We start from the raw sequence: 21,963 nt of genomic DNA on the forward strand, positions 1-21,963 counted from the left end.
GGGGACTGCGCGACCAGCCAACGGCCCGCGGCCGCAATGCGAGCCCGGGGTCTGGGGCCGGGGCCATTGGGGCAGAGGTGTACTGGGGTGACAGAGGTGCGCTCGGAGACAGAGAGGCCGGGCGGAGAGCTGAGGAGCGAGTGCGGGCGAGGGGCGGACGGCGAGGGTGCGCCGTAGGCTGCCCGCATGTGCGGAATCGTGGGTTACGTGGGGGCGCAGGCGGCGCTCGACGTGGTGATGGCCGGACTGAAGCGGCTGGAGTACCGGGGGTACGACTCGGCCGGCGTCGCGATCCTGGCCGACGGAGGGATGGCCGCCGCGAAGAAGGCCGGGAAGCTGGCCAACCTGGAGAAGGAGCTGGGCGACCGGCCGTTGCCGACCGGGACCACCGGGATCGGGCACACGCGGTGGGCCACGCACGGCGGGCCGACCGACACCAACGCGCATCCGCACCTCGACAACGCGGGGCGCGTGGCCGTCGTGCACAACGGGATCATCGAGAACTTCGCCTGTCTGCGGGCCGAGTTGGCGGAGCGGGGGCACACGCTCGCCTCCGAGACGGACACCGAGGTCGTCGCGCATCTGCTGGCCGAGGAGTACTCGGCGTGCGCGGATCCGGCCGAGGCGATGCGGCTGGTGTGCCGGCGGCTGGAGGGGGCCTTCACGCTGGTGGCCGTACACGCCGATGAGCCGGATGTGGTGGTGGGGGCGCGGCGGAACTCGCCGCTGGTGGTGGGCGTGGGAGACGGCGAGTCCTTTCTCGCCTCGGACGTCGCCGCGTTCATCGCGCACACGCGGTCGGCGATCGAGCTGGGGCAGGACCAGGTGGTGGAGTTGCGCCGGGACGGCGTGACGGTCACCGGCTTCGACGGGCGGCCGGCCGAGGTGCGGTCGTACCACGTCGACTGGGACGCCTCGGCGGCCGAAATGGGGGGCTATGACTACTTCATGCTCAAGGAGATCGCCGAGCAGCCCAAGGCCGTCGCCGATACGTTGCTCGGGCGGATCGATCCGGCCGGGTCACTGACGCTCGACGAGGTGCGGATCCCTCCGAGGGTGCTGCGGGAGGTCGACAAGGTCGTCGTCGTGGCGTGCGGGACGGCCTTTCACGCCGGGCTGATCGCCAAGTACGCGATCGAGCACTGGACGCGGATTCCGTGCGAGGTGGAGCTGGCGAGCGAGTTCCGGTACCGGGATCCGATTCTGGATCCGCGGTCCCTGGTGATCGCCATCTCGCAGTCCGGCGAGACCATGGACACGCTGATGGCGTTGCGGCACGCACGAGAGCAGGGCTCCAGGGTGCTGGCGATCTGCAACACCAACGGTTCGACGATTCCACGCGAGTCGGACGCGGTGCTCTACACGCGCGCGGGGCCCGAGGTCGCGGTGGCCTCCACCAAGGCGTTTCTGACCCAGCTCGTGGCCTGCTACCTGGTGGCCCTGTATCTGGGCCAGGTGCGGGGCACCAAGTGGGGGGACGAGATCAGGGCCGTCGTCCGGGACCTGGCGGAGATCTCCGGTGCGGTCCAGCGGGTGCTGGAGACGATGGAGCCGGTGCGGGAGCTGGCGCGGTCGCTCGCCGGCAAGGACACGGTGCTGTTCCTGGGGCGGCATGTGGGGTATCCGGTCGCGCTGGAGGGCGCGCTGAAGCTCAAGGAACTCGCGTACATGCACGCCGAGGGGTTCGCGGCGGGGGAGTTGAAGCACGGGCCGATCGCGTTGATCGAGGAGGATCTGCCGGTGGTCGTCGTCGTGCCGTCGCCGCGGGGGCGGTCGGTGCTGCACGACAAGATCGTGTCGAACATTCAGGAGATCCGGGCGCGGGGGGCTCGGACGATCGTGATCGCGGAGGAGGGCGACGAGGCGGTCGTTCCGTACGCGGACCATCTGATCCGTGTTCCCGCCACGCCGACGCTTCTTCAGCCCCTGGTGACCACCGTGCCGTTGCAGGTCTTCGCCTGCGAGCTGGCCACGGCTCGGGGGAACGAGGTGGATCAGCCGCGGAATCTGGCGAAGTCGGTGACGGTGGAGTGACCTGGTGCCTGGTGGAGTGAGAGTGGCCTTGTGATCATTGGGGTGGGGATCGACGTTGCCGAGATCGATCGGTTCCGGGCTTCGCTGGAGCGGACGCCCGGACTGGCCGAACGGCTTTTTCTGGAGCGCGAGTTGCTGCTGCCCAGCGGGGAGCGGCGAGGGTTCGCCTCGCTCGCGGCCCGGTTCGCCGCGAAGGAGGCGGTGGCCAAGGCGCTCGGGGCGCCTGGTGGGCTGCACTGGACCGACGCGGAGGTGTACGTCGAGGACAGCGGGCAGCCGCGGTTGCGTGTACGCGGGACGGTGGCGGCGCGGGCTGCCGAACTTGGGGTGCGGTCGTGGCATGTGTCATTGAGCCATGACGCGGGGGTGGCTTCGGCGGTGGTGGTGGCGGAGGGCTAGTCGCTCCGCGTTTGACACACCGGCACTCCCCGCGCCCCTTTAGGGGCGCGGGGAACCGCGCGATCAGCCACGACCGGCCCGCAGCCGATTCACGACCCTGGGGTCCGGGGCGCAGCCCCCTGTTTCGGGAAGGGGTGGAGTTGAGGGAAGGAAACCCTCCCCCCGAACCCGCGCCCGGGAGGGCAGGGGTGCGGGAGACTCGGCGTATGCGTAGTGCGTACGGAGTGGAAACGGTGAGGGCGGCCGAGCGGCAGCTGATGGCCCGGCTCCCGGAGGGGACGCTCATGCAGCGGGCAGCCGCCGGACTGGCCGCCGCCTGCGCGGAGTTGCTGGGGCGGGTGTACGGCGCCCGCGTCGTCCTGCTGGTAGGCAGCGGTGACAACGGTGGCGACGCCCTGTACGCGGGAGCCCGCCTCGCCCGCCGCGGCGCCGGCGTCACGGCAGTACTGCTCGCACCCGACCGGACGCATACCGGCGGCCTGGCCGCGCTCCGCCGCGCCGGCGGCACCGTGGCTCCGAGCCGGCGGGACGACGGGGGCCAAGGCCCCGCCGACCTGGCCGCCGCCGAGCGAGTGATTCTCGCGGCCGATCTCGTGGTCGACGGCATCGTCGGAATCGGCGGCAAAGGAGGGCTCCGGCCGGACGCCGCCGCTCTGGCCGAGGTCACCGCGGCGTCCCGCGCCGCCGTGGTCGCCGTGGATCTGCCGAGCGGTGTCGAGGCCGACACCGGAGAAGTGCGGGGCGCGGCGATCCGTGCCGATCTGACGGTGACCTTCGGGACGCACAAGCCGGGGCTGTTGATCGATCCCGCACGGGAGTACGCCGGATCGGTGAGGCTGATCGACATCGGGCTCTCGATGCCCGACGAGGCCGAGTTGGAGGCCTTGCAGCATGCCGACGTGGCGGCGTTGCTGCCGGTGCCGAGGGCCGAGAGCGACAAGTACCGGCGGGGGGTCGTAGGCATCGCCGCCGGGTCCGCGCGGTACCCCGGGGCGGCCGTACTCGCCGTGGCCGGGGCCCTGCGGGGCGGGGCGGGAGCCGTTCGGTACGTCGGGCCCGCGGGGGACGCCGTGATCGCGCGGTTCCCGGAGACGCTGGTGTCCTCCGGTTCGCCCGAGCGGGCCGGGCGGGTGCAGGCGTGGGTCGTCGGGCCCGGGGTCGGGGACGACGCGGAGGCCGTGGCAGCCGTGCTTCGGGCGGACGTGCCCGTTCTCGTGGACGCGGACGGGCTGCGGCTCGCGGATCGCGATCTCGTACGGGCGCGGAGGGCGCCCACGCTGCTGACGCCGCACGCGGGCGAGGCCGCGGCGTTGCTAGGGGTTTCGCGGGACGAGGTCGAGGGAGCGCGGCTGCACTCCGTGCGGGAGCTCGCGGGCCGGTATGGGGCGACGGTGTTGCTGAAGGGGTCGACCACGTTGGTGGCCTCGGCCACGGGTGGGGCGGTCCGGGTGAATCCGACGGGCACGTCCTGGCTCGCCACCGCGGGGAGCGGGGACGTGCTGTCGGGGCTCACCGGGTCGCTGCTCGCCGCGGGTCTCGGTGCCCTGGACGCGGGGAGCGTCGGGGCGTATCTGCACGGGCTCGCGGGGCGGTTCGCGGCGGATGGGGCGCCGATGGGGGCGCATGACGTGGCCGAGGAGATTCGCTCCGCGTGGCGGGATGTCGTGGGCTGAGGTGATGGGGCTCTTCCCCACCCCCCTTCCCGAAACCGGCACTCCCCTAGCGCCCCCGCTCAACGCGCTCGATCGCCTCCTGTACGAGCTCCAGGTACTCCACTTCCTCGCAGCGCGGTTTGCTGCCCATCTCGTACAGGTCGATGCAGTCGTAGAGGTACTCCCCCAGATCCTCGTCCGGCAGATCGGTGGCCAGTTCGCTGCACACACGGCCCTCCAGATCCACCGCCGAGACGCCGACCCCGACCCCGACCCCCGCCCCGGCTCCGGCTCCGGCTCCGGCTCGGGGCCGGACCCGCACCCCGATCCTCACCCCGGGTCTGTGTCTGCCCACAAAACCACGCATACGGGAACGTACGGACATGACCACTCCCAACCCCCATCGCTCCAGGAGGCGGCTCGCTCCCGGATGGCGGGACGGACGCTATCCCCGCCCGACCTCCAGGTCTAGACCTCGGGACGCGTGTAGAACGCACTGACGTGACGGACCCCACCCGTCGCCTCCGCAGTACTGCCGTAACAATGGACTGTGATCTCTTCGGTCTCCTCGTTGCCGCGGAGCGCCCACCGGTCCAGGCCGGAGGCGACTCCCTACGTCGACCTCACCCGTGCCGAGTGGAGCGCGCTGCGCGAGAAGACGCCGCTCCCACTGACCGCCGAGGAGGTCGAGAAGCTGCGCGGCCTGGGGGATGTCATCGACCTCGACGAGGTACGGGACATCTACCTGCCGTTGTCCCGGCTGCTGAATCTGTACGTCGGGGCCACCGACGGCCTCCGGAGCGCCCTGAACACCTTCCTCGGCGAGCAGGGCTCCCAGTCCGGCACCCCGTTCGTCATAGGGGTCGCGGGTTCCGTGGCGGTCGGCAAGTCGACCGTCGCCCGTCTCCTGCAGGCACTGCTGTCCCGCTGGCCCGAGCACCCGCGCGTGGAACTGGTCACCACGGACGGCTTCCTGCTGCCCACCAAGGAGCTCCAGGCCCGCGGCCTGCTGTCCCGCAAGGGCTTCCCCGAGTCGTACGACCGGCGGGCCCTGACCCGCTTCGTCGCGGACATCAAGGCCGGCAAGGACGAGGTGACCGCGCCCGTCTACTCGCACCTCATCTACGACATCGTGCCGGGCCAACTGCTCACCGTGCGCCGCCCCGACATCCTGATCGTCGAGGGCCTGAACGTCCTGCAGCCCGCCCTCCCGGGCAAGGACGGCCGCACCCGCGTGGGCCTCGCCGACTACTTCGACTTCAGCGTGTACGTCGACGCCCGGCCGGAGGACATCGAGCACTGGTACCTGAATCGTTTCCGCAAGCTGCGCGAGACGGCCTTCCAGAACCCGTCCTCGTACTTCCGCAAGTACACCCAGGTCTCCGAGGAGGAGGCGCTCGACTACGCCCGCACGACCTGGCGCACCATCAACAAGCCCAACCTCCTGGAGAACGTGGCCCCCACGCGCGGGCGCGCCACCCTTGTCCTGCGCAAGGGCCCCGACCACAAAGTGCAGCGCCTGAGCCTGCGCAAGCTGTAGAAGGACGGAAGAGGGACAGTTGTGCTGCACCTACGTCTGATCACCCCGGCCGACACGACGGACGAGGTGGTGCGCCTGATCGAGAAGACGGTCGGCACCGCCCACCTGGTGGTGCTGCCGGGAGCGGCCCACAACCCATCGGGGGACGTGGTGATGTGCGACGTCGCACGCGAGGCGGGCGACGAACTGCTCGCCGATCTCAGGGTGTTGGGCCTCGACGAGGACGGCTCGATCGCCGTCGAGAACATCGACCTGTCGCTGTCGAAGCGCGCCGAGAAGGCGGAGGAGGACGCGCCGGGCGAGGGCGCGGACGCCGTCCTGTGGGAGCACCTGGCGGACGCGACCCACGAGGAGTCGACGCTCTCCATCACGTACGTCGCGTTCCTCACGCTCGCCACGATGATCGCGGCCTGCGGCGTGGTGCTCGACAACGCGATCCTGATCGTGGGCGCGATGGCGGTCGGCCCGGAGTTCGGGCCGCTGGCCGGGATATGCACGGCACTGGTGCGGCGCGCCCCGCGACTCGCGTTGCGCTCACTGACGGCGCTGCTGGTGGGCTTCGCCTTCGCCATGGCGGTGACGGTCGTCTTCAGCCTCTTCATGGACTCGATCGACCTCTTCAGCCAGGATCTGCTGAGCGACGATCGGCCCAACACGGCCTTCATCTACGCCCCCGACTGGTTCTCCTTCATCGTGGCCGCCCTCGCGGGCGCCGCCGGCACGCTCTCGCTGACGTCGGCCAAATCGGGTGCGCTGGTCGGCGTCGCGATCTCCGTCACGACCGTCCCGGCGGCCGCCAACGCGGCGGTGGCCCTGAGCTACGGCGACACGAAACAGACCTGGGGCTCCACCGAGCAGCTGCTCCTGAACCTGCTGGGCATCGTCCTCGCCGGCACGCTCACGCTGCTCGCCCAGAAACTGCACTGGGCCAAACAGCGTGAACGCACCGCCGAGAAACTCAAGGTGTAGGCGCCAGGTTCGCGACAGGGCCTAGCCCAGCGCGGACTTCACCACGTCCGCCAGCCGCCCGGCGACCGACCTCGCCTGGTCGAGGTCCGCGGCCTCGACCATCACGCGCACCAGCGGTTCGGTGCCCGACGGGCGCAGCAACACCCGCCCCGTGGAACCGAGTTCGCGCTCGGCCTCGGCGACCGCGGCCGCCAGCTCGGTGGAGGTCCTCACCCGCGACCGGTCGACGTCGGGCACGTTGATCAGCACCTGCGGCAGCCGCTCCATGACGGACGCGAGGTCCTGGAGCGTACGCCCCGTCTGGGCGACCCGCGCCGCAAGCAGCAGGCCGGTCAGCGTGCCGTCGCCGGTGGTCGCGTGGTCGAGGATGATCACGTGCCCGGACTGCTCGCCGCCGAGCGCGTAGTCGTGCTCCTTCATCTCCTCCAGCACGTAACGGTCACCGACCGCCGTCTGGACCAGCGACAGCCCCTCGCGCTCCATGGCCAGCTTGAAGCCCAGGTTGGACATGACCGTCGCGACGACGGTGTCGGAGCGCAGCGCGGAGCGCTCCCGCATCGCCAGCGCGAGGACGGCCAGGATCTGGTCCCCGTCGACCTCGGTGCCTGTGTGGTCCACGGCGAGGCAGCGGTCGGCGTCGCCGTCGTGCGCGATGCCCAGGTCGGCGCCGTGCTCGACGACGGCGGCCTTCAGCAGGTCCAGGTGAGTGGAGCCGCACCCGTCGTTGATGTTCAGGCCGTCCGGCTCGGCACCGATGGTGACGACCTCGGCGCCCGCCCGCTCGAAGGCCTCGGGCGAGACCCGGGCGGCCGCGCCGTGCGCCTCGTCGAGGACGACCTTGATCCCGTCGAGACGGTTCGGCAGCACACCGGTCAGATGCGCGACGTACCGATCGGAGCCCTCGTCGTACGACTTCACGCGGCCGACCCCGGCACCCGTCGGGCGGTCCCAGGGAGCTCCGGTGCGGTGCTCCTCGTACACAGCCTCGATCTTGTTCTCCAGTTCGTCCGCGAGCTTGTGGCCGCCGCGCGCGAAGAACTTGATGCCGTTGTCGGGCATGGCGTTGTGGCTGGCGGAGAGCATCACACCGAGGTCGGCGCCGAGCGCGCCGGTGAGGTACGCCACGGCGGGCGTCGGCAGCACGCCGACGCGCAGGACGTCCACGCCCGCGCTGGCGAGGCCGGCGACCACGGCGGCCTCCAGGAACTCCCCGGACGCCCGCGGGTCCCGCCCGACCACCGCCGTCGGCCGGTGACCCTCGAAGGTGCCCGCCTCGGCCAGCACATGCGCCGCCGCGACGGACAGGCCGAGCGCCAGCTCAGCCGTCAGGTCCGCATTGGCGACACCGCGCACGCCGTCCGTGCCGAAGAGTCGTCCCACTGGTGTCCTCCGAACATGCTCAGAAATTGCGGCTCATGCCGAGTGTCCAGGTGTGCCTCAGCCAGGTATATCCCCCGGGCCCCATTCCCAGACTGGCGAATCATGCGAATCGGTGGCATAAGACCGTGAATCGGTGGCGTAAGGCCCTGATAAGTGCCCACCCGCCGTAAACGAACGCCCCGGCGGCACAGAATGTGCCGCCGGGGCGATGCTGCGCCCTGAAGGGGCGCGGGGCTGCGAAATCATGCGGCTCCGCCGCGTGGGCGCGACCAGCCACAGCAGACCGGCAGTGGATAACCGGCCTCCGAGCGGAGCGTTAGCGCTTGCTGTACTGCGGGGCCTTGCGGGCCTTCTTCAGACCGGCCTTCTTGCGCTCGACCGCACGGTCGTCGCGGCGGAGGAAGCCGGCCTTCTTCAGCGCGCCGCGGTTGTTGTCCACGTCCGCCTCGTTCAGGGCGCGGGCCACGCCGAGGCGCAGGGCGCCGGCCTGGCCGGAGACGCCGCCACCCGTGATGCGGGCGATGACGTCGTAGCGGCCCTCGAGCTCGAGCACCTTGAAGGGCTCGTTGACTTCCTGCTGGTGCACCTTGTTGGGGAAGTAGTCCTCAAGGGTGCGACCGTTGATCTTCCACTTGCCGGTGCCCGGGACGATCCGGACGCGGGCGATGGCGTTCTTGCGACGGCCCAGTCCGGCGGCCGGCTGCGGCTCGCCGAAGCGGGAGGCAAGGGACTCCGAGGTGTACTCGCCCTCGACGGGGACCTCGGACTCGGTGGTGTACTGCTCGATGTCGACCAGCTCAGTCTCTTCGACCGGCTGCTCAGCGGTGGTCTCGGCCACGATTCTCCTCAGATTCTCTTCTGGTCTTAGGGGTGGCCGGACTTACTGCGCGACCTGGGTGATCTCGAACGGGACCGGCTGCTGAGCGGCGTGCGGGTGGTTCTCGCCCGCGTACACCTTCAGCTTCGAGAGCATCTGACGGCCCAGGGAGTTCTTCGGGAGCATGCCCTTGACGGCCTTCTCGACCGCTTTCTCGGGGTTCTTGTCCAGCAGCTCGTCGTAGCGGACGGAGCGCAGACCACCCGGGTACCCGGAGTGGCGGTAGGCCAGCTTCTGGGTCCGCTTGTTGCCGGACAGGTGCACCTTGTCCGCGTTGATGATGATGACGAAGTCACCAGCGTCGACGTGCGGGGCGTAGATCGGCTTGTGCTTGCCCCGCAGAAGGGTGGCGGCGGTGGTCGCCAGACGCCCGAGAACGACGTCCCGGGCATCGATGACGTGCCACTGGCGAGTGATGTCGCCGGGCTTGGGGCTGTACGTACGCACGGTTCGTAGCCTTCGCTTCTGCAGTGAATGGGTCCTGACAAGGCCACCACGGACGATCACGACAGCCCTGACCGCACGGCGGCGACGCAACCGCATGCAGATCGCTGGTCATCGGTCCCGGTGGACCGGTGTAAGGGCCCCTCACGTGAGAATGAGCAAGCCAATACACATAACGAACAGCAACAATAGCTTCGGAGCCCTGTACGGGTCAAAACGGCTGACAGCCGGGCCGGTGGGGGCGACGGTGGAGCCCTCTGCCCGGGCGGGATACGGGGCGGCGCCGGGCGTTCGTATGTCACGCCTGGGGCTCAAGTGGTGAACGGGGCGGACCAGTACACCTGTTGTCCCGACTAAGATGCGCCCCATGAGCTTTGGGCAGGGGGGACCCCAGTGGGGTCCCGGGGGATCGGGTTCTCAGCCGCCGCAGTGGGGACGCCAGACTCCGGACTGGGCGGCGCTCGCCGAGGCGTCCGAGTCGCGCAACCGGCGCCGCAGACTGCTGCTGGTCTGCGGCGGCGCGTTCGCCACGGTCGCGGTCGGCGCGGCCGTCGCCGTGGCCGTGGTCTCGGCCGACGGAAACGGCCAGGCGTCGAACAGGCCTGCCTCCGACCTCCCCGCGAGCACGGACATCCCGCCGGACACCACCGGTCCCGGCCCGTCGTTCGAGGAGACCTCGGCGCCTCCCCCGCTGGACCCGAAGGACTTCGTCTCCAGCGCGAAGAAGGACACGGCTCCGCTCAGCCCGGAGACCCTCTTTCCCGGTACGCGGCTGACGATGGGCGAGAACGTCTACAAGAAGGGCGCGGTCGCGTCCACGAAGAACTGTGCGTCGGCTGCCCAGGGCACGCTCGGGGCGGTCCTCACCAAGAACGACTGCACCCGCCTCATGCGCGTCACCTACTCCCTGGACGGCGTGGCGGTGACGGTCGGCGTGGCCGTCTTCGAGACCGAGGCCAAGGCGACCAAGGCGAAGAACGACGCCGACAACAAGAGCGTCGTCCAGTCGCTGTCGGGGTCCGGCGTCCCCTCCTTCTGCCGCTCGGCGATCTGCCGCTCGACCACCAACTCGTACGGGCGCTATGCCTACTTCACGGTGGCCGGCTTCACCGACGGCAAGGACGTCGTACCGAAGGACTCCAAGGTCTTCGCCACGGGTGACGACCTCGGCGAGTTCACCTTCCGCCAGATCCGCCGCCGCGGCGAGGCCCAGGCCTCAGCAGCGGCGAACCAGTAGGCGGCACACCCCGCAGGCGGTGTGCACCCTGCCGCCACTGCCTCCGGCAGACGCGGCACCAATAGGCAGCCCCCAGGCCTCGCCACCTGACCGTCGCGCGGCCCCTCGTCGAGCCGGCGAGGATCCGATCCCCGAGCGAAGACCGACACCAAGACGGGCACCGAGTCGCCGGGAGTCCACCTCCCGGCAGATCCACCACCGCCGCGAAGCCCAGGCAACAACAGCGGCGCACCCCGCAGGCGCACCCCATAGGCGCCGGACCCCGCAGGCGCTGCCCCGGCGCAGACGCTGCACCCGATACGCGACCGCCCGCCCCTCCCACCTCGGCCGTCGCGCGGCCCCTCGTCGAGGTACGCGGGGATCCGATCCCCGTGCCGGCTGTTCGAGCAGGGCAGAATCTCGGCAGGGGATGTCGAGGAGGGGCGGAAAAGAATGCGTATGCGAGGGCGAGTCCAGCTCATAGGGGCCGGAGTCTCCGGCGCCCTGCTCGCTCCGCTCACGCTGTGGGCGACCCGGTCCGGGGACGCCAGGCTGAAATCCCGGCTCGTCCCGACGGACCTGGGCGAGCGGGACCCGGAGGCGACGCCCGCCGCGCGCCGGGTGTACGCGATGCTGGCCGGCCTCGAGAACGACGCGCGACGCGGCAGGGCGACCCGCACCGTGATCGGCCAGCACGTCGAACTGCACAACGAGCGGTACAACCCGGAGTACGGCGACTACCGGGGCACCAAGCAGCCCGGCTACTACTACGGCAAGGCCCGCGACATCACCGGCCGTCTCCCGGGTTTCGTGGAGGTGGACCTCGGCCCCGGCTACCACGAGCAGGGCTGGGCGGTGGGCGAGACGCGCTCGTACTCGCGCTCGTCGTGGCCGGGCTGCCGCCCGCACTGGGGGTACGCCGAGGACGCGGTGGACCTGGCCGTCGGAGTGTGGGCGGGGCTGCCGCGCCCGGAGGACGGCTCGTACAACCCCACCGGCACCCGCCAGGACTGCTCGTCGGGCACGGAAGTGAGCCTGCCGCACAACGGCGGCGGACCGGCGGGCATCGTCGGCTTCTCCTTCCACCAGCCCTACCCGGGCAGCCCCGTCAAGGGCTACGACCAGACACTGCGCCACAACTCGCCGTGCGCGCAGGACCCCGACTGGTTCGCCCGCGTGGTCACCCAGGGCAGCGCCGAGCACAAGGACCTGCTGTACGACCTCGGCTATCTCGCCGACCACCTCCAGTACCTCGCCGAGCGCGGAGTGCCGGTGTTGCTGCGCCCGTACCACGAGATGAACACGGCCGGCGACAAGGACGGTTTCTGGTGGGCGGCGCAGGACCCGGTGGCGTACCGGAAGCTCTGGCGGATCACCTACGACTACCTCGTCGGCAGCCGCGGCCTGCACAACCTGATCTTCGTCTGGACGCCCAACTCCTGGGACGGCCACTTCGGGCTGGAGCCGTGGAAGTACTACCCCGGCGAGCGGTACGTCGACATCGTGGGCGTCGACGACTACAGCGACACCCCCTCCCGCCCCTTCCGCGGCGAGCGCTGGACCGAGTTCTGGTACCGCGGCCTGGAGCAGTACAGGAAGCCCCGCGTCATGGCCGAGTCCTTCCACGTACCCCTTAATTCCGATCAAAAGCGAACACTTTCCACAACGCCCTGGGTCCTGTGGACGGTGTGGGGTCAATCACTCACGTACGACAACATCTCTTCGCCCCGCGGCAAGAACACCCCTGCCGACGTGAAGCGGACATACACCTCTCCGCAGGTCATCACGGGTACTGACGGCGGTAAGTCGGGATTTGACTGGCGATCACTAGCCAAGATCTGACGTGGTGAACTTTCAAACACAACTTGCTCACAACCGTTTGTTCGCGCTCACAATCGTGGCAGGATTCGTCTACCTGTACGGCCGGGGTTGAAAGACGCCCGGGGGGGCATCTGAGCTGGCCGTGACGCCGAAGAAGACGTCGAGGGGCAATCCGCAAGGCCCGGGGTGGGGCAGTCGTTCAACGCGACGTCATGTCGCGTTTCCCAACTTCCGTGCTCGGCGTGCCGCTCGGCGCCGCCGATCTCACGGAAGAGCCTGTAGCCGAAATGGCATCGACACTGGTCGACGGGGGTGCCTCACACTCCCGGCACAACGCGAAGCTCGCGAAGCGCACCGCGGCATGGAGGCCAGGGATCCTGCCGTTCCTGATCCCGTTGGTGATCCTGCTCTTCTTCAGCCTGTGGTCCTACACGCCCACCGACTCACCGCTCGCCTGGCTGATCACCATCGCCTGGGCCCTGCCGGTGCCCGGCGTGCTCGTCTCCGTGCAGGGCTTCATCCTGATCCGCCGCCGGGCCCGCAAGGCCCACCTGATGACCCCGCCCGCCCCGGTGGAGCAGGACTTCCTGATCGTGCTCGTCCCCACCATCGGCCGGCACGACACCTATCCCGCCCTGGAGCGGTCCGTCCTCTCGTACGTGGAGCACCTCCCGACGTGGTTCCCGTACATGCGCGTGGACGTCCTCACCGAGGAGGGCTGCGAGGCCACCGAACGCATCGACACGCTGGCCGCCAGCCACCCGCTGATCCGCGTGGTCACGGTCCCGAAGGCGTACCAGACCAAGAACGGCACGCGCTTCAAGGCCCGCGCCAACAACTACGCCCACGAGCTGCGCATCGACGAGGGCGAGGCCCTGGAGAACGTCTGGGTGCTGCACATGGACGACGACACCGGCGTCGGCCCCGACACCGCCGCGTCCCTCTCCCAGTTCATCAACCGCCAGCGCCGCGCGACCCCCGACGAGGTCAAGCACATGGCCCAGGGCATCCTCACCTACCCGCGGGAGAACGCGGTGAGCCTGTTCACCTGGTTCGCCGACGCCATTCGCCCCGCCGACGACATCGCGCGATTCCGTGCCTTCACCGGCCTCGGCACCCCCGCCGCGGGCGTGCACGGTGAGCTGCTGGTGCTGCGGGCCTCCATCGAGGCCGAGATCGGGTGGGACTTCGGCCCCAAGGAGATCGTCGAGGACGCCCGGCTCGCGCTGACCTTCTGCCGCCGCTACCCGGGCCGCAGCGACTGGTTCAACGGCCGCTGCTACGGCGCCTCGCCGGCCAACGCCAAGGACTTCATCAAGCAGCGCGAACGCTGGGCCTGGGGCCTGGTCGCCCTCTGCTTCAACCGCAAGGTGCCGCTGCGCTACCGCTGGTTCCTCACGATCTGCGTCACCAGCTGGATCCTGGGACCCCTGCAGCACGTCGGCGCCATCTTGATCGCGGGGTGGCTCATCGGTGACCTCAACACCTCTCCCGTGACCCAGTCCGTCGTCGTGCTGTGGTCCATCAGCTTCGCGTATGTGATCTGGGCGTACTGGGAAGGGCTGCGGCTCAACGCGATCGCCTCGGCGAACGGCAGGCGCAAGTGGTGGGAACCGTTCGCGGTCCTCCTCATGCTGCCGCTGTTCTCCCTCCTCGAAGGAATCGGCGGCTTCAAGGGCTTCCTGAAGTTCCTGCGCCGCGAGGAGAACAAGTTCGTCGTCATCGCCAAGCCCGCCTGACCCGGAAGAGATCCCGACTCCCATGAAACGCGCCCGACTTCCTCTGCTCGCCGTGTTCCCCGTTGTCGTCATCTCCTCCGTGGTCGCCGTTCCCTTCGTTGTCGGCGACCACCCGCTGCGCTGGGAATCCGGCTCGGTCATCCCCCGTCTCGTACTCAACGGCGATGACGGCGGATCGTCCACCGGCTCACCGGAGCACGACGGCACGACCGCCTCGGGCGGATCGCCGGGGGCCACCACGGGCACCGCCAAGGTCGACAAGGTGGACAAGGAGTGGAAGAAGGGCATGCCCCAGTGGGGCGCGCAGGTGTACTGGGAGGACAACCCGGACCACTCCCTGAAGTACGTCGAGAAGCAGGCCCGGCTGCACGCCGACTACCTGGTCGGCCTGCACGCCAACTCCGTCAGCGTGACCTTCCCGTTCTACACGGGCAACCGCTCGTCGACGAAGATCGCCCACGGCGACAAGACCCCGACCCCCGAGCGCCTCGGCCATGTACTGCGGATCTTCCACGAGGCCGGGCTGCGCACCACCGTCCGGCCCCTCATGGACGAGAAGTCCCTCGACCCTCCGACCGGCTGGCGCGGAAACATCAAACCCGCGGGCCGGGACGCGTGGTTCGCCTCCTACCAGAAGTTCCTGACCCCGTATCTGAAGGTCGCGGAGAGCGAGAAGGCGACCACCTTCGTCATCGGCACCGAGCTGAACTCCATGGAGGGGGACGCCCACTGGGACGGGCTCGTGGACGATGCCGAGAAGCTCTTCGGCGGCGAGGTCGCGTACGACTCGAACTGGGACGCGTACGTCCAGGGCCCCGTCACCATGCCCGTCAACCACCTCGGTATCGATGCCTACTTCCCTGTCGAGGCCGACGACGACGCGTCGGTGGACACCCTCGTCAAGGGATGGCAGAAGTGGCTGGACCGCAAGGCCACCGGCCCGCTGCCGAAGATCACCCTCGCCGAGGCCGGCATCGGCGCGATGAACGGCGCGTACGACGCTCCCGGCGACTTCTACACCAAACGGACCGTCAACCCCCAGGTGCAGGCGAACTGGTACACCGCCGTCTGCCAGGTCGTCCGGGAGCGAAAGATGTCCGGCGTCTACTGGTGGTCGATCTACTTCGACGACAACCCGAACACCAAGCCCGACGACAAGAAGCAGTCCCGCCTCGACTTCGCCGGACGGCCCAAGACGGAGAAGGCCATCAAGGCCTGTTTCACCTCGGACTACGCCGGGCCGGGCAACGCGGCCTCGCCCTGACGCGGTCACCCTGCTGACGCAGTTCCCCTCCCCCACACCACCCACCCGAGCGATGGAGCACCCCCACGCCCCACTCTCCATCTAGTCCCGCGACCCAAGGCGGACACGACATGACTGAAGCGATCCTTCTCGTCGGCGGTCAGGGCACCCGACTGCGGCCCCTGACCAGCCACACGCCCAAGCCACTGCTGCCGGTGGCCGGAGTGCCGTTCCTCACGCACCAACTGGCCCGCGCGGCGGCCGCGGGGGTCACCCGGATCGTTTTCGCGACCTCCTACCTGGCGGAACTCTTCGAGGAGGAGTTCGGGGACGGCTCCGGCCTCGGCCTGGAACTGGAGTACGTCACCGAGGAGACGGCACTCGGCACCGGCGGAGCCATCCGAAACGCCGCCGAGCGCCTGCGCAGCGCCCCCGACGAGCCGGTGCTGGTGTTCAACGGCGACATCCTCTCCGGGGTGGACATCGCCGCCCTGCGGGACGGTCACCGCGCCTCGGGAGCGGACGTCACCCTGCATCTGAAGCGGGTGGCCGATCCCCGTGCGTTCGGCCTGGTCCCCACCGACGCCGAGGGACGCGTCCAGGCGTTCCTGGAGAAGCCCCAGACCCCCGAAGAGATCATCACCGACCAGATCAACGCGGGCTGCTACGTCTTCACCCGATCCGTGCTCGACCGCATCCCGGCCGGCCGAGTCGTCTCCGTGGAGCGCGAGACCTTCCCCGAACTGCTGGCGACGGGCGCGCATCTGCGCGGAATCGTCGACGACAGCTACTGGCTCGACCTGGGCACTCCCGCCGCGTTCGTCCAGGGCTCGGCCGACCTCGTGCGCGGCCGGGTCGCCTCCCCGGCGCTGCCCGGCCCGGTGGGCGACGCCCTGGTACTGCCCGGTGCCCAGGTGCACCGCGACGCCCTGCTCAGCGGGGGCACGGTCGTGGCCGCCGGGGCAGTGGTCGGCGAAGGAGCGGTCGTCGAGGGCAGCGTGGTGCTGGCCGGCGCCGTGATCGCCGCCCGGGCCAGCGTGCACGCCTCCGTCGTGGGACGGCACGCCCGCATCGGTGAGGGCAGCGTCCTGGACGCCGTGGTCGTCGGCGACCACGCCGAGGTGGCGGAGGGCAACGAACTCCCGGCCGGCCTGCGCATCGCCTGTGGCGCCGTCCTGCCCGCCCACGGCGTCCGGACATCGGCATCCCCGCGGCCCTGCACCGCGCAGGACCTCGCGCACTCCGGAGCACCCCATGCGTCGCCGGCCGCCCGCTGACCACCCGGGCCCCGACGGCCACGGGCAGCAGACATACGGGCAGACGTACGGGGAGACATACGGGGAGCCGCACGAGGGGCAGGCTCCGTACGGGCAGGCTCCGTACGGGCAGGGACAGTACGGGCAACAGGGCTACCCACAGCAGCCGTACGGGCAGCACGGGTACGGGCAACAGGGGTATCCGCAACAGCCGTACGGGCCGCAGAGCCACGGGCAGCGGGGCTACGGACAGCAGCAGCACAGCCGCCCGCCCGTGCCGCAGCAGTACGTCGGCCAGCTCTCCCCCAGGCAGCCCGAGCACTACCCATACGAGCCCTACGCCCCCGAACCCATCGACGTCGCTACCCCGAGCCGTCTCCGAAATCCGGCACCGGCACCAGCACCAGCACCGGAACCGACACCGGAACCCGCACCCATGCGGACCCGCTTCGGGGCCGTCGACGGCCTGCGCGGCCTCGCCGTCCTCTCCGTGCTGCTCTACCACACCAACTGGTTCAGCAGCGGTCTGTTCGGCGTGGACGCCTTCTTCGTCCTCTCCGGCTTTCTCACCACGCTCGTCCTCACCCGCGAGGTGGAGCGCACCGGCCGTATCCGCATCGGCCGCTTCTACCGCCGCCGTTTCAAGCGGCTGGTGCCGGGCCTGTTGGTGACCCTCGCCCTGGTCGTGGCGGTCTCCCGCCTCACCAGCCCGCCGAAGGAGGCCCGCGTGGTCTCGGAACAGGCGCTCGGGGCGCTCCTTCAGGTCGGCAACTGGGCCCAGATCGCCCGCGGTGACGCGTACTCGGACCACCACTTCGGGACCGTCCAGCCGCTGTCCGCCCTGTGGTCGCTGAGCCTGACCGAGCAGTTCTATGTGGTGTGGCCGCTGGTCCTCGTCGTGTTCTTCGCCGTCTTCCGCAGACGCGTGCTGCCGGTCGCCGTGCTCACGGTGCTGATCTGCGGCGCCTCGGCACTGGTCGCGCCGGTGCTGTGGAGGCGCGGCACCCACGACACCGACTACCTGTACCTGGCGACGCACACCCGTGCCGTGGCCTTCATGGCGGGCGCGGCGGCCGCGTTCGTCGTGTACCTGGTGCAGCGGCGGGCGCACCGGAGCGGGCGGCGCCAGTCCAAGGGCGGCTTCGCGTACCACCTCGCCTCGCTCACCGCGATCGCGTCCCTGGCCGGGGTGGTCTACCTCAGCGTCGAGGTGAACACGTACCACGACCCCCGGCTCTACAAGGGCGGACTGGCGATCGTCGCCTTCCTGATCGCGCTGACGGCCGCCTGCCTCAGCACGGACCGCGGCCCTCTGGCCCGAGTGCTCCGGATGAAGCCACTGATGGAGATCGGCCAGATCTCGTACAGCATGTACCTGTTGCACCTGCCGGTGTACTGGCTGCTGTTGATGCTCTCCCCCGACCTCAAGCCCTACGCACTGTTCATCCTGGGTACCGGACTCACCTGGCTGGCCGCGATGATCATGCACTACACCCTTGAGCAGAGCCGAGCGCGCGACTGGCGGCCGATCACGGCGGTCCCGCTGTTCGCCGCGGCCTCCCTGGCCATCGCGGCGGGCGCACACCAGCTCCAGCGGTAACCGGCCGCCGCGCACCGTGGGCGCACAGTGGCCGAGCGGCTGCGCCGGCAGAGCCCGTCAGCAGCAGCCCGTGGGCGCGGGCGTCCGTCAGCAGCAGCCCGTGGGCGGCAGCGTCCGCTTGTTCCGCGCTTCCTTGTTCCGCGCGGCCAGCAGCTCGTCCGGCGGGTAGCCGACCTCCTCCAGCGTCAGCCCGTGCGGCCGTACGACATGCACGGCGGAGTCCCGGACGCCGACGGCCAGCACCTTCCCGGGCCAGTCGGGGGCCCGATGCCCGTCCCCCACGAACAACAGCGCCCCGATCAGCGACCGCACCATGTTGTGGCAGAAGGCATCGGCGCGCACCGTGGCGGTGATGATCCCGTCGGCACCCTTGCTCAGACTCAGCTCCTGCAGCGTACGAATCGTCGTCGCGCCCTCCCGCTTCTTGCAGTAGGCCGCGAAGTCGTGCTCCCCGACGAGGCTCTGGGCTGCCTCGTTCATGGCGTCCACGTCGAGGGGCCAGTCGTGCCAGAGGACGTGGTTGCGCAGGAGGGGGTCGACGCCGCCCGGGTTGTCGGTGACGCGGTAGGCGTACCGCCGCCAGATCGCGGAGAACCGCGCGTTGAACCCGCTGGGCGCCTCCCTCAGGGCCCACACCCGTACGTCCTTGGGCAGCCTCCCGGCCAGCCGCTTGAGCAGCTTCCCCCGGTGCTCCGCCCACAGCCCCTGAGGCAGATCGACGTGCGCGACCTGCCCCCGGGCGTGCACCCCGGCATCGGTCCGCCCGGCAACGGTCAGCTCGTACGTGGTGTCCCTCGACCGCGTCACCGTACGCAGGGCGTCCTCGACCTCCCCCTGTACGGTCCGCCGCCCCCCGGCCTGCTTGGCCCACCCGGAGAACTCGCTACCGTCATACGAAAGATCGAGCCGCACCCGTACGAACCCGGGCTGCACTTCGTCACTCACACCTAGATCCTCTCAGGACTCGGGGACACGAAAGCGGGCCCGCCCCGAAGGGCGGACCCGCTCAACGCAAGGCGAAACCTCAGGCGTCCTTGGACTCGCCCTCGGCGTCGGCCGGCTTCGCGTCCTCGACCTCTTCGGCAGCCTCGGCGGCTTCCGGAGCGTCCTTCTTGAGCACGTCCTCCTTCTTGAGGGCGTCCTCCTTCACGGCACGCTTGGTCGCGGCCTCGGCCTCACCCGTGGCCTGCTGCGCCACGGTCAGCGCCTCCACCAGCTCGATGACCGCCATGGGCGCGTTGTCGCCCCGACGGTTACCGATCTTGGTGATACGGGTGTAGCCGCCCGGACGGTTCTCGTACCGCGGGCCGATCTCGGTGAAGAGCGTGTGGACGACGCTCTTGTCCGTGATGACCTGGAGCACCTGACGGCGGTTGTGAAGGTCGCCCTTCTTCGCCTTGGTGACCAGACGCTCGGCGTACGGCCGCAGACGGCGGGCCTTCGCCTCGGTGGTGGTGATACGGCCGTGCTCGAACAGCGCCTTCGCGAGGTTCGCGAGGAGCAGCTTCTCGTGCGCGGCGCTGCCGCCCAGACGGGCACCCTTGGTGGGCTTCGGCATGGTGTTTCTCCTAGGTGTCTGCCCCGGCCGTATCAGGTACCGGGGTCAGTATCCGAGCAGGCGGTCGCCTGTCGGAGATCCGGGCCCCCGAAGGGGCCCGGAGGGACCGCGCCCCGTTAGGGGCGCGGGGAACTGCGCGACCAGCCACAGCGGAGCCGCAGCCAGAAATCCGGCCTCCTCGCGGAGCGCCTAGTACTGCTCGGTCTCCACAAAGCCCGCATCCGCGTCATCGTCCGCGCCAAAGGCGTCCGCCGCAGCGGTCGGGTCGAATCCGGGCGGGCTGTCCTTCAGGGCCAGGCCCATACCGGCCAGCTTCGCCTTGACCTCGTCGATCGACTTCGCACCGAAGTTACGGATGTCGAGCAGGTCGGCCTCAGAACGAGCCACGAGCTCACCCACGGAGTGGATGCCCTCACGCTTGAGGCAGTTGTACGACCGAACGGTGAGCTCGAGCTCCTCGATCGGAAGCGCCAGATCGGCAGCGAGCGCGGCGTCCGTCGGGGACGGACCCATGTCGATGCCCTCGGCGTCGATGTTGAGCTCGCGGGCGAGCCCGAACAGCTCGACCAGCGTCTTACCGGCGGAAGCCATGGCGTCACGCGGACGCATGGCCTGCTTGGTCTCGACGTCGACGATCAGCTTGTCGAAGTCGGTGCGCTGCTCGACACGGGTGGCCTCGACCTTGTACGTGACCTTGAGCACCGGCGAGTAGATGGAGTCGACCGGGATACGCCCGATCTCCTGGCCCACCTGCTTGTTCTGCACGGCGGAGACGTAACCGCGGCCGCGCTCGACCGTCAGCTCCATCTCCAGCTTGCCCTTGCCGTTCAGCGTGGCGAGGACGAGGTCGGGGTTGTGCACCTCGACACCGGCCGGCGGCGCGATGTCGGCGGCGGTGACGAGACCCGGCCCCTGCTTGCGCAGGTACATCACGACGGGCTCGTCGTGCTCACTGCTCACGACGAGCTGCTTGATGTTGAGGATCAGGTCGGTGACGTCCTCCTTGACGCCCGGCACGGTGGTGAACTCGTGCAGAACGCCGTCGATGCGGATGGACGTGACCGCCGCACCCGGAATCGAGGAGAGGAGCGTACGACGCAGGGAGTTGCCGAGGGTGTAACCGAAGCCCGGCTCCAGCGGCTCGATCACGAACCGGGAGCGGAACTCGTCGACGACCTCTTCGGTCAACGAGGGACGCTGAGCGATCAGCATGTGTGGATCAGATCCTTCTTTCGTGGACGCCCGCTATTTGACGCCCGACGGAACCCGCACGGTCACCCGGCGGGGTACTGCAAGGGTACGGGCGATACGGCCCATATAAAGAGCCGTACCGCCCGAAATCCTCGAACCAAGCGTCCGTACGTCAGACGCGGCGGCGCTTGGGCGGACGGCAGCCGTTGTGCGGGGTGGGCGTGACGTCCTGGATGGAGCCGACCTCGAGACCGGTCGCCTGCAGCGAACGGATGGCCGTCTCGCGACCCGAGCCCGGGCCCTTCACGAAGACATCGACCTTGCGCATGCCGTGCTCCTGCGCGCGACGGGCGGCCGACTCGGCAGCCATCTGCGCGGCGAAGGGGGTGGACTTGCGCGAGCCCTTGAAGCCGACGTGGCCGGCGGAGGCCCAGGAGATCACGTTGCCGGTCGGGTCCGTGATCGAAACGATGGTGTTGTTGAACGTGCTCTTGATGTGCGCGTGACCGTGAGCGACGTTCTTCTTTTCCTTGCGGCGCACCTTCTTGGTAGCGCCCTGACGACCCTTGGGGGGCATGTCTTTACTCCTACAGGGAGGTGGTCGGTCCTACAGCGAAGACCGCTGATGAAGCGTGGTCCGCTGCGGACTACTTCTTGCCCGGCTTCTTCTTACCGGCGATGGCGCGACGCGGGCCCTTGCGGGTGCGGGCGTTGGTGCTGGTGCGCTGACCGTGGACGGGCAGGCCACGACGGTGACGCAGGCCCTGGTAGCAGCCGATCTCCACCTTGCGGCGGATGTCGGCCTGAACCTCACGACGGAGGTCACCCTCGGTCTTGATGTTGTTGTCCACGTACTCGCGGATCTTGACCAGCTCCTCCTCGGAGAGGTCACGAACGCGGGTGTTCGGGTTGACGCCGGTCTCGGCCAGCGTCTTCTGCGAGAGGGTCCGGCCGATGCCGAACACATAGGTGAGGGCGACCTCCACGCGCTTTTCACGCGGGATGTCAACACCGGAAACGCGTGCCATTCAATGGCTCCAGTTG

The 21,963-nt window shown here is 69.6% G+C and carries 19 protein-coding genes and 1 pseudogene; 11 read left to right on the forward strand and 9 right to left on the reverse strand.

Features of this window, described 5'->3' with window-relative positions:
* The first annotated feature begins 186 nt into the window (after positions 1 to 186).
* The 3 genes from glmS (at position 187) to FE633_RS12000 (ending at position 4,106) form a co-directional block, all read left to right on the forward strand.
* Complete coding sequence (glmS, locus tag FE633_RS11990; RefSeq protein ID WP_138045122.1) at positions 187 to 2,034, forward strand: glutamine--fructose-6-phosphate transaminase (isomerizing); 1,848 nt, start codon at positions 187 to 189, stop codon at positions 2,032 to 2,034.
* Between the two features lie 30 nt (positions 2,035 to 2,064).
* Positions 2,065 to 2,433 carry a holo-ACP synthase gene (locus FE633_RS11995; RefSeq protein ID WP_119102552.1) on the forward strand — a complete coding sequence of 123 codons (369 nt, stop codon included), beginning with the start codon at positions 2,065 to 2,067 and terminating at the stop codon, positions 2,431 to 2,433.
* A gap of 206 nt (positions 2,434 to 2,639) precedes the next feature.
* Complete coding sequence (locus FE633_RS12000) at positions 2,640 to 4,106, forward strand: NAD(P)H-hydrate dehydratase (RefSeq protein ID WP_138045123.1); 1,467 nt, start codon at positions 2,640 to 2,642, stop codon at positions 4,104 to 4,106.
* 46 nt (positions 4,107 to 4,152) lie between these two features.
* Here FE633_RS12000 and FE633_RS12005 read toward each other — a convergent pair whose 3' ends face one another.
* The gene (locus FE633_RS12005; protein WP_138045124.1) at positions 4,153 to 4,470 is read right to left on the reverse strand and encodes a hypothetical protein; all 318 of its coding nucleotides are present in this window, start codon (positions 4,468 to 4,470) and stop codon (positions 4,153 to 4,155) included.
* Positions 4,471 to 4,635: 165 nt separating this feature from the next.
* Between FE633_RS12005 and coaA the strand changes: the two genes are divergently transcribed.
* Together coaA and FE633_RS12015 are read left to right on the forward strand one after the other, a co-directional pair.
* A complete protein-coding gene (coaA, locus tag FE633_RS12010) occupies positions 4,636 to 5,625 on the forward strand; it encodes a type I pantothenate kinase (protein WP_138045125.1) in 990 nt (329 codons plus the stop codon).
* A 21-nt stretch (positions 5,626 to 5,646) separates the two neighbouring features.
* Positions 5,647 to 6,594: a DUF389 domain-containing protein gene (locus FE633_RS12015; RefSeq protein ID WP_138045126.1), complete on the forward strand. Its 948-nt coding sequence runs from the start codon at positions 5,647 to 5,649 to the stop codon at positions 6,592 to 6,594.
* A gap of 21 nt (positions 6,595 to 6,615) precedes the next feature.
* On the opposite strand, the gene glmM is transcribed toward FE633_RS12015, so the two are convergent.
* The 3 genes from glmM to rplM form a co-directional block, all read right to left on the reverse strand.
* A complete protein-coding gene (gene glmM, locus FE633_RS12020) occupies positions 6,616 to 7,974 on the reverse strand; it encodes a phosphoglucosamine mutase (RefSeq protein WP_138045127.1) in 1,359 nt (452 codons plus the stop codon).
* 316 nt (positions 7,975 to 8,290) lie between these two features.
* Complete coding sequence (rpsI, locus tag FE633_RS12025) at positions 8,291 to 8,812, reverse strand: 30S ribosomal protein S9 (protein WP_138045128.1); 522 nt, start codon at positions 8,810 to 8,812, stop codon at positions 8,291 to 8,293.
* 42 nt (positions 8,813 to 8,854) lie between these two features.
* Positions 8,855 to 9,298 carry a 50S ribosomal protein L13 gene (rplM, locus tag FE633_RS12030; protein ID WP_138045129.1) on the reverse strand — a complete coding sequence of 148 codons (444 nt, stop codon included), beginning with the start codon at positions 9,296 to 9,298 and terminating at the stop codon, positions 8,855 to 8,857.
* Positions 9,299 to 9,662: 364 nt separating this feature from the next.
* Here rplM and FE633_RS12035 point away from each other — a divergent pair, with 364 nt between their 5' ends.
* From FE633_RS12035 to FE633_RS12060, 6 genes and pseudogenes are all read left to right on the forward strand, one after another.
* Entirely contained in the window at positions 9,663 to 10,532 is an 870-nt protein-coding gene (locus tag FE633_RS12035) for a hypothetical protein (RefSeq protein WP_138045130.1), read from the forward strand.
* Between the two features lie 438 nt (positions 10,533 to 10,970).
* Positions 10,971 to 12,353 (forward strand): glycoside hydrolase family 26 protein, encoded by a 1,383-nt coding sequence (locus tag FE633_RS12040; RefSeq protein ID WP_171059913.1) that lies wholly within the window; start codon positions 10,971 to 10,973, stop codon positions 12,351 to 12,353.
* A gap of 266 nt (positions 12,354 to 12,619) precedes the next feature.
* Complete coding sequence (locus tag FE633_RS12045; RefSeq protein WP_138045132.1) at positions 12,620 to 14,071, forward strand: glycosyltransferase family 2 protein; 1,452 nt, start codon at positions 12,620 to 12,622, stop codon at positions 14,069 to 14,071.
* A gap of 22 nt (positions 14,072 to 14,093) precedes the next feature.
* Positions 14,094 to 15,335, forward strand: a complete 1,242-nt coding sequence (locus FE633_RS12050) for a glycoside hydrolase family 113 (protein WP_138045133.1) — start codon at positions 14,094 to 14,096, stop codon at positions 15,333 to 15,335.
* A 110-nt stretch (positions 15,336 to 15,445) separates the two neighbouring features.
* Positions 15,446 to 16,519 (forward strand): annotated as a pseudogene (manB, locus tag FE633_RS12055) (mannose-1-phosphate guanylyltransferase); the annotation flags it as partial.
* Positions 16,520 to 16,568: 49 nt separating this feature from the next.
* On the forward strand, positions 16,569 to 18,170 hold the full coding sequence (locus FE633_RS12060) for an acyltransferase family protein (RefSeq protein ID WP_138045135.1): 1,602 nt from the start codon (positions 16,569 to 16,571) through the stop codon (positions 18,168 to 18,170).
* Between the two features lie 87 nt (positions 18,171 to 18,257).
* On the opposite strand, the gene truA is transcribed toward FE633_RS12060, so the two are convergent.
* From truA to rpsM, 5 genes are all read right to left on the reverse strand, one after another.
* Positions 18,258 to 19,115 carry a tRNA pseudouridine(38-40) synthase TruA gene (gene truA, locus FE633_RS12065; RefSeq protein WP_138045136.1) on the reverse strand — a complete coding sequence of 286 codons (858 nt, stop codon included), beginning with the start codon at positions 19,113 to 19,115 and terminating at the stop codon, positions 18,258 to 18,260.
* 79 nt (positions 19,116 to 19,194) lie between these two features.
* Positions 19,195 to 19,728: a 50S ribosomal protein L17 gene (rplQ, locus tag FE633_RS12070; protein WP_138045137.1), complete on the reverse strand. Its 534-nt coding sequence runs from the start codon at positions 19,726 to 19,728 to the stop codon at positions 19,195 to 19,197.
* 189 nt (positions 19,729 to 19,917) lie between these two features.
* A complete protein-coding gene (locus tag FE633_RS12075) occupies positions 19,918 to 20,940 on the reverse strand; it encodes a DNA-directed RNA polymerase subunit alpha (RefSeq protein WP_003966937.1) in 1,023 nt (340 codons plus the stop codon).
* A gap of 151 nt (positions 20,941 to 21,091) precedes the next feature.
* Positions 21,092 to 21,496 carry a 30S ribosomal protein S11 gene (gene rpsK / locus FE633_RS12080; protein WP_007443997.1) on the reverse strand — a complete coding sequence of 135 codons (405 nt, stop codon included), beginning with the start codon at positions 21,494 to 21,496 and terminating at the stop codon, positions 21,092 to 21,094.
* A 70-nt stretch (positions 21,497 to 21,566) separates the two neighbouring features.
* Complete coding sequence (gene rpsM, locus FE633_RS12085) at positions 21,567 to 21,947, reverse strand: 30S ribosomal protein S13 (RefSeq protein ID WP_119102568.1); 381 nt, start codon at positions 21,945 to 21,947, stop codon at positions 21,567 to 21,569.
* Between the last annotated feature and the right edge of the window lie 16 nt (positions 21,948 to 21,963).

Source organism: Streptomyces montanus, from assembly GCF_005786655.1.
Lineage (GTDB): Bacteria > Actinomycetota > Actinomycetes > Streptomycetales > Streptomycetaceae > Streptomyces > Streptomyces sporangiiformans.

Excerpts from the sequence above, each read along its gene's own strand:
- glmS (WP_138045122.1), top strand. The coding sequence starts at position 187 with ATGTGCGGAATCGTGGGTTACGTGGGGGCGCAGGCGGCGCTCGACGTG.
- FE633_RS12000 (WP_138045123.1), top strand. The coding sequence starts at position 2,640 with ATGCGTAGTGCGTACGGAGTGGAAACGGTGAGGGCGGCCGAGCGGCAG.
- FE633_RS12005 (WP_138045124.1), bottom strand. The coding sequence starts at position 4,470 with ATGTCCGTACGTTCCCGTATGCGTGGTTTTGTGGGCAGACACAGACCC.
- FE633_RS12035 (WP_138045130.1), top strand. The coding sequence starts at position 9,663 with ATGAGCTTTGGGCAGGGGGGACCCCAGTGGGGTCCCGGGGGATCGGGT.
- FE633_RS12040 (WP_171059913.1), top strand. The coding sequence starts at position 10,971 with ATGCGAGGGCGAGTCCAGCTCATAGGGGCCGGAGTCTCCGGCGCCCTG.
- FE633_RS12045 (WP_138045132.1), top strand. The coding sequence starts at position 12,620 with ATGGCATCGACACTGGTCGACGGGGGTGCCTCACACTCCCGGCACAAC.
- FE633_RS12050 (WP_138045133.1), top strand. The coding sequence starts at position 14,094 with ATGAAACGCGCCCGACTTCCTCTGCTCGCCGTGTTCCCCGTTGTCGTC.
- FE633_RS12060 (WP_138045135.1), top strand. The coding sequence starts at position 16,569 with ATGCGTCGCCGGCCGCCCGCTGACCACCCGGGCCCCGACGGCCACGGG.
- rplQ (WP_138045137.1), bottom strand. The coding sequence starts at position 19,728 with ATGCCGAAGCCCACCAAGGGTGCCCGTCTGGGCGGCAGCGCCGCGCAC.
- FE633_RS12075 (WP_003966937.1), bottom strand. The coding sequence starts at position 20,940 with ATGCTGATCGCTCAGCGTCCCTCGTTGACCGAAGAGGTCGTCGACGAG.
- rpsK (WP_007443997.1), bottom strand. The coding sequence starts at position 21,496 with ATGCCCCCCAAGGGTCGTCAGGGCGCTACCAAGAAGGTGCGCCGCAAG.
- rpsM (WP_119102568.1), bottom strand. The coding sequence starts at position 21,947 with ATGGCACGCGTTTCCGGTGTTGACATCCCGCGTGAAAAGCGCGTGGAG.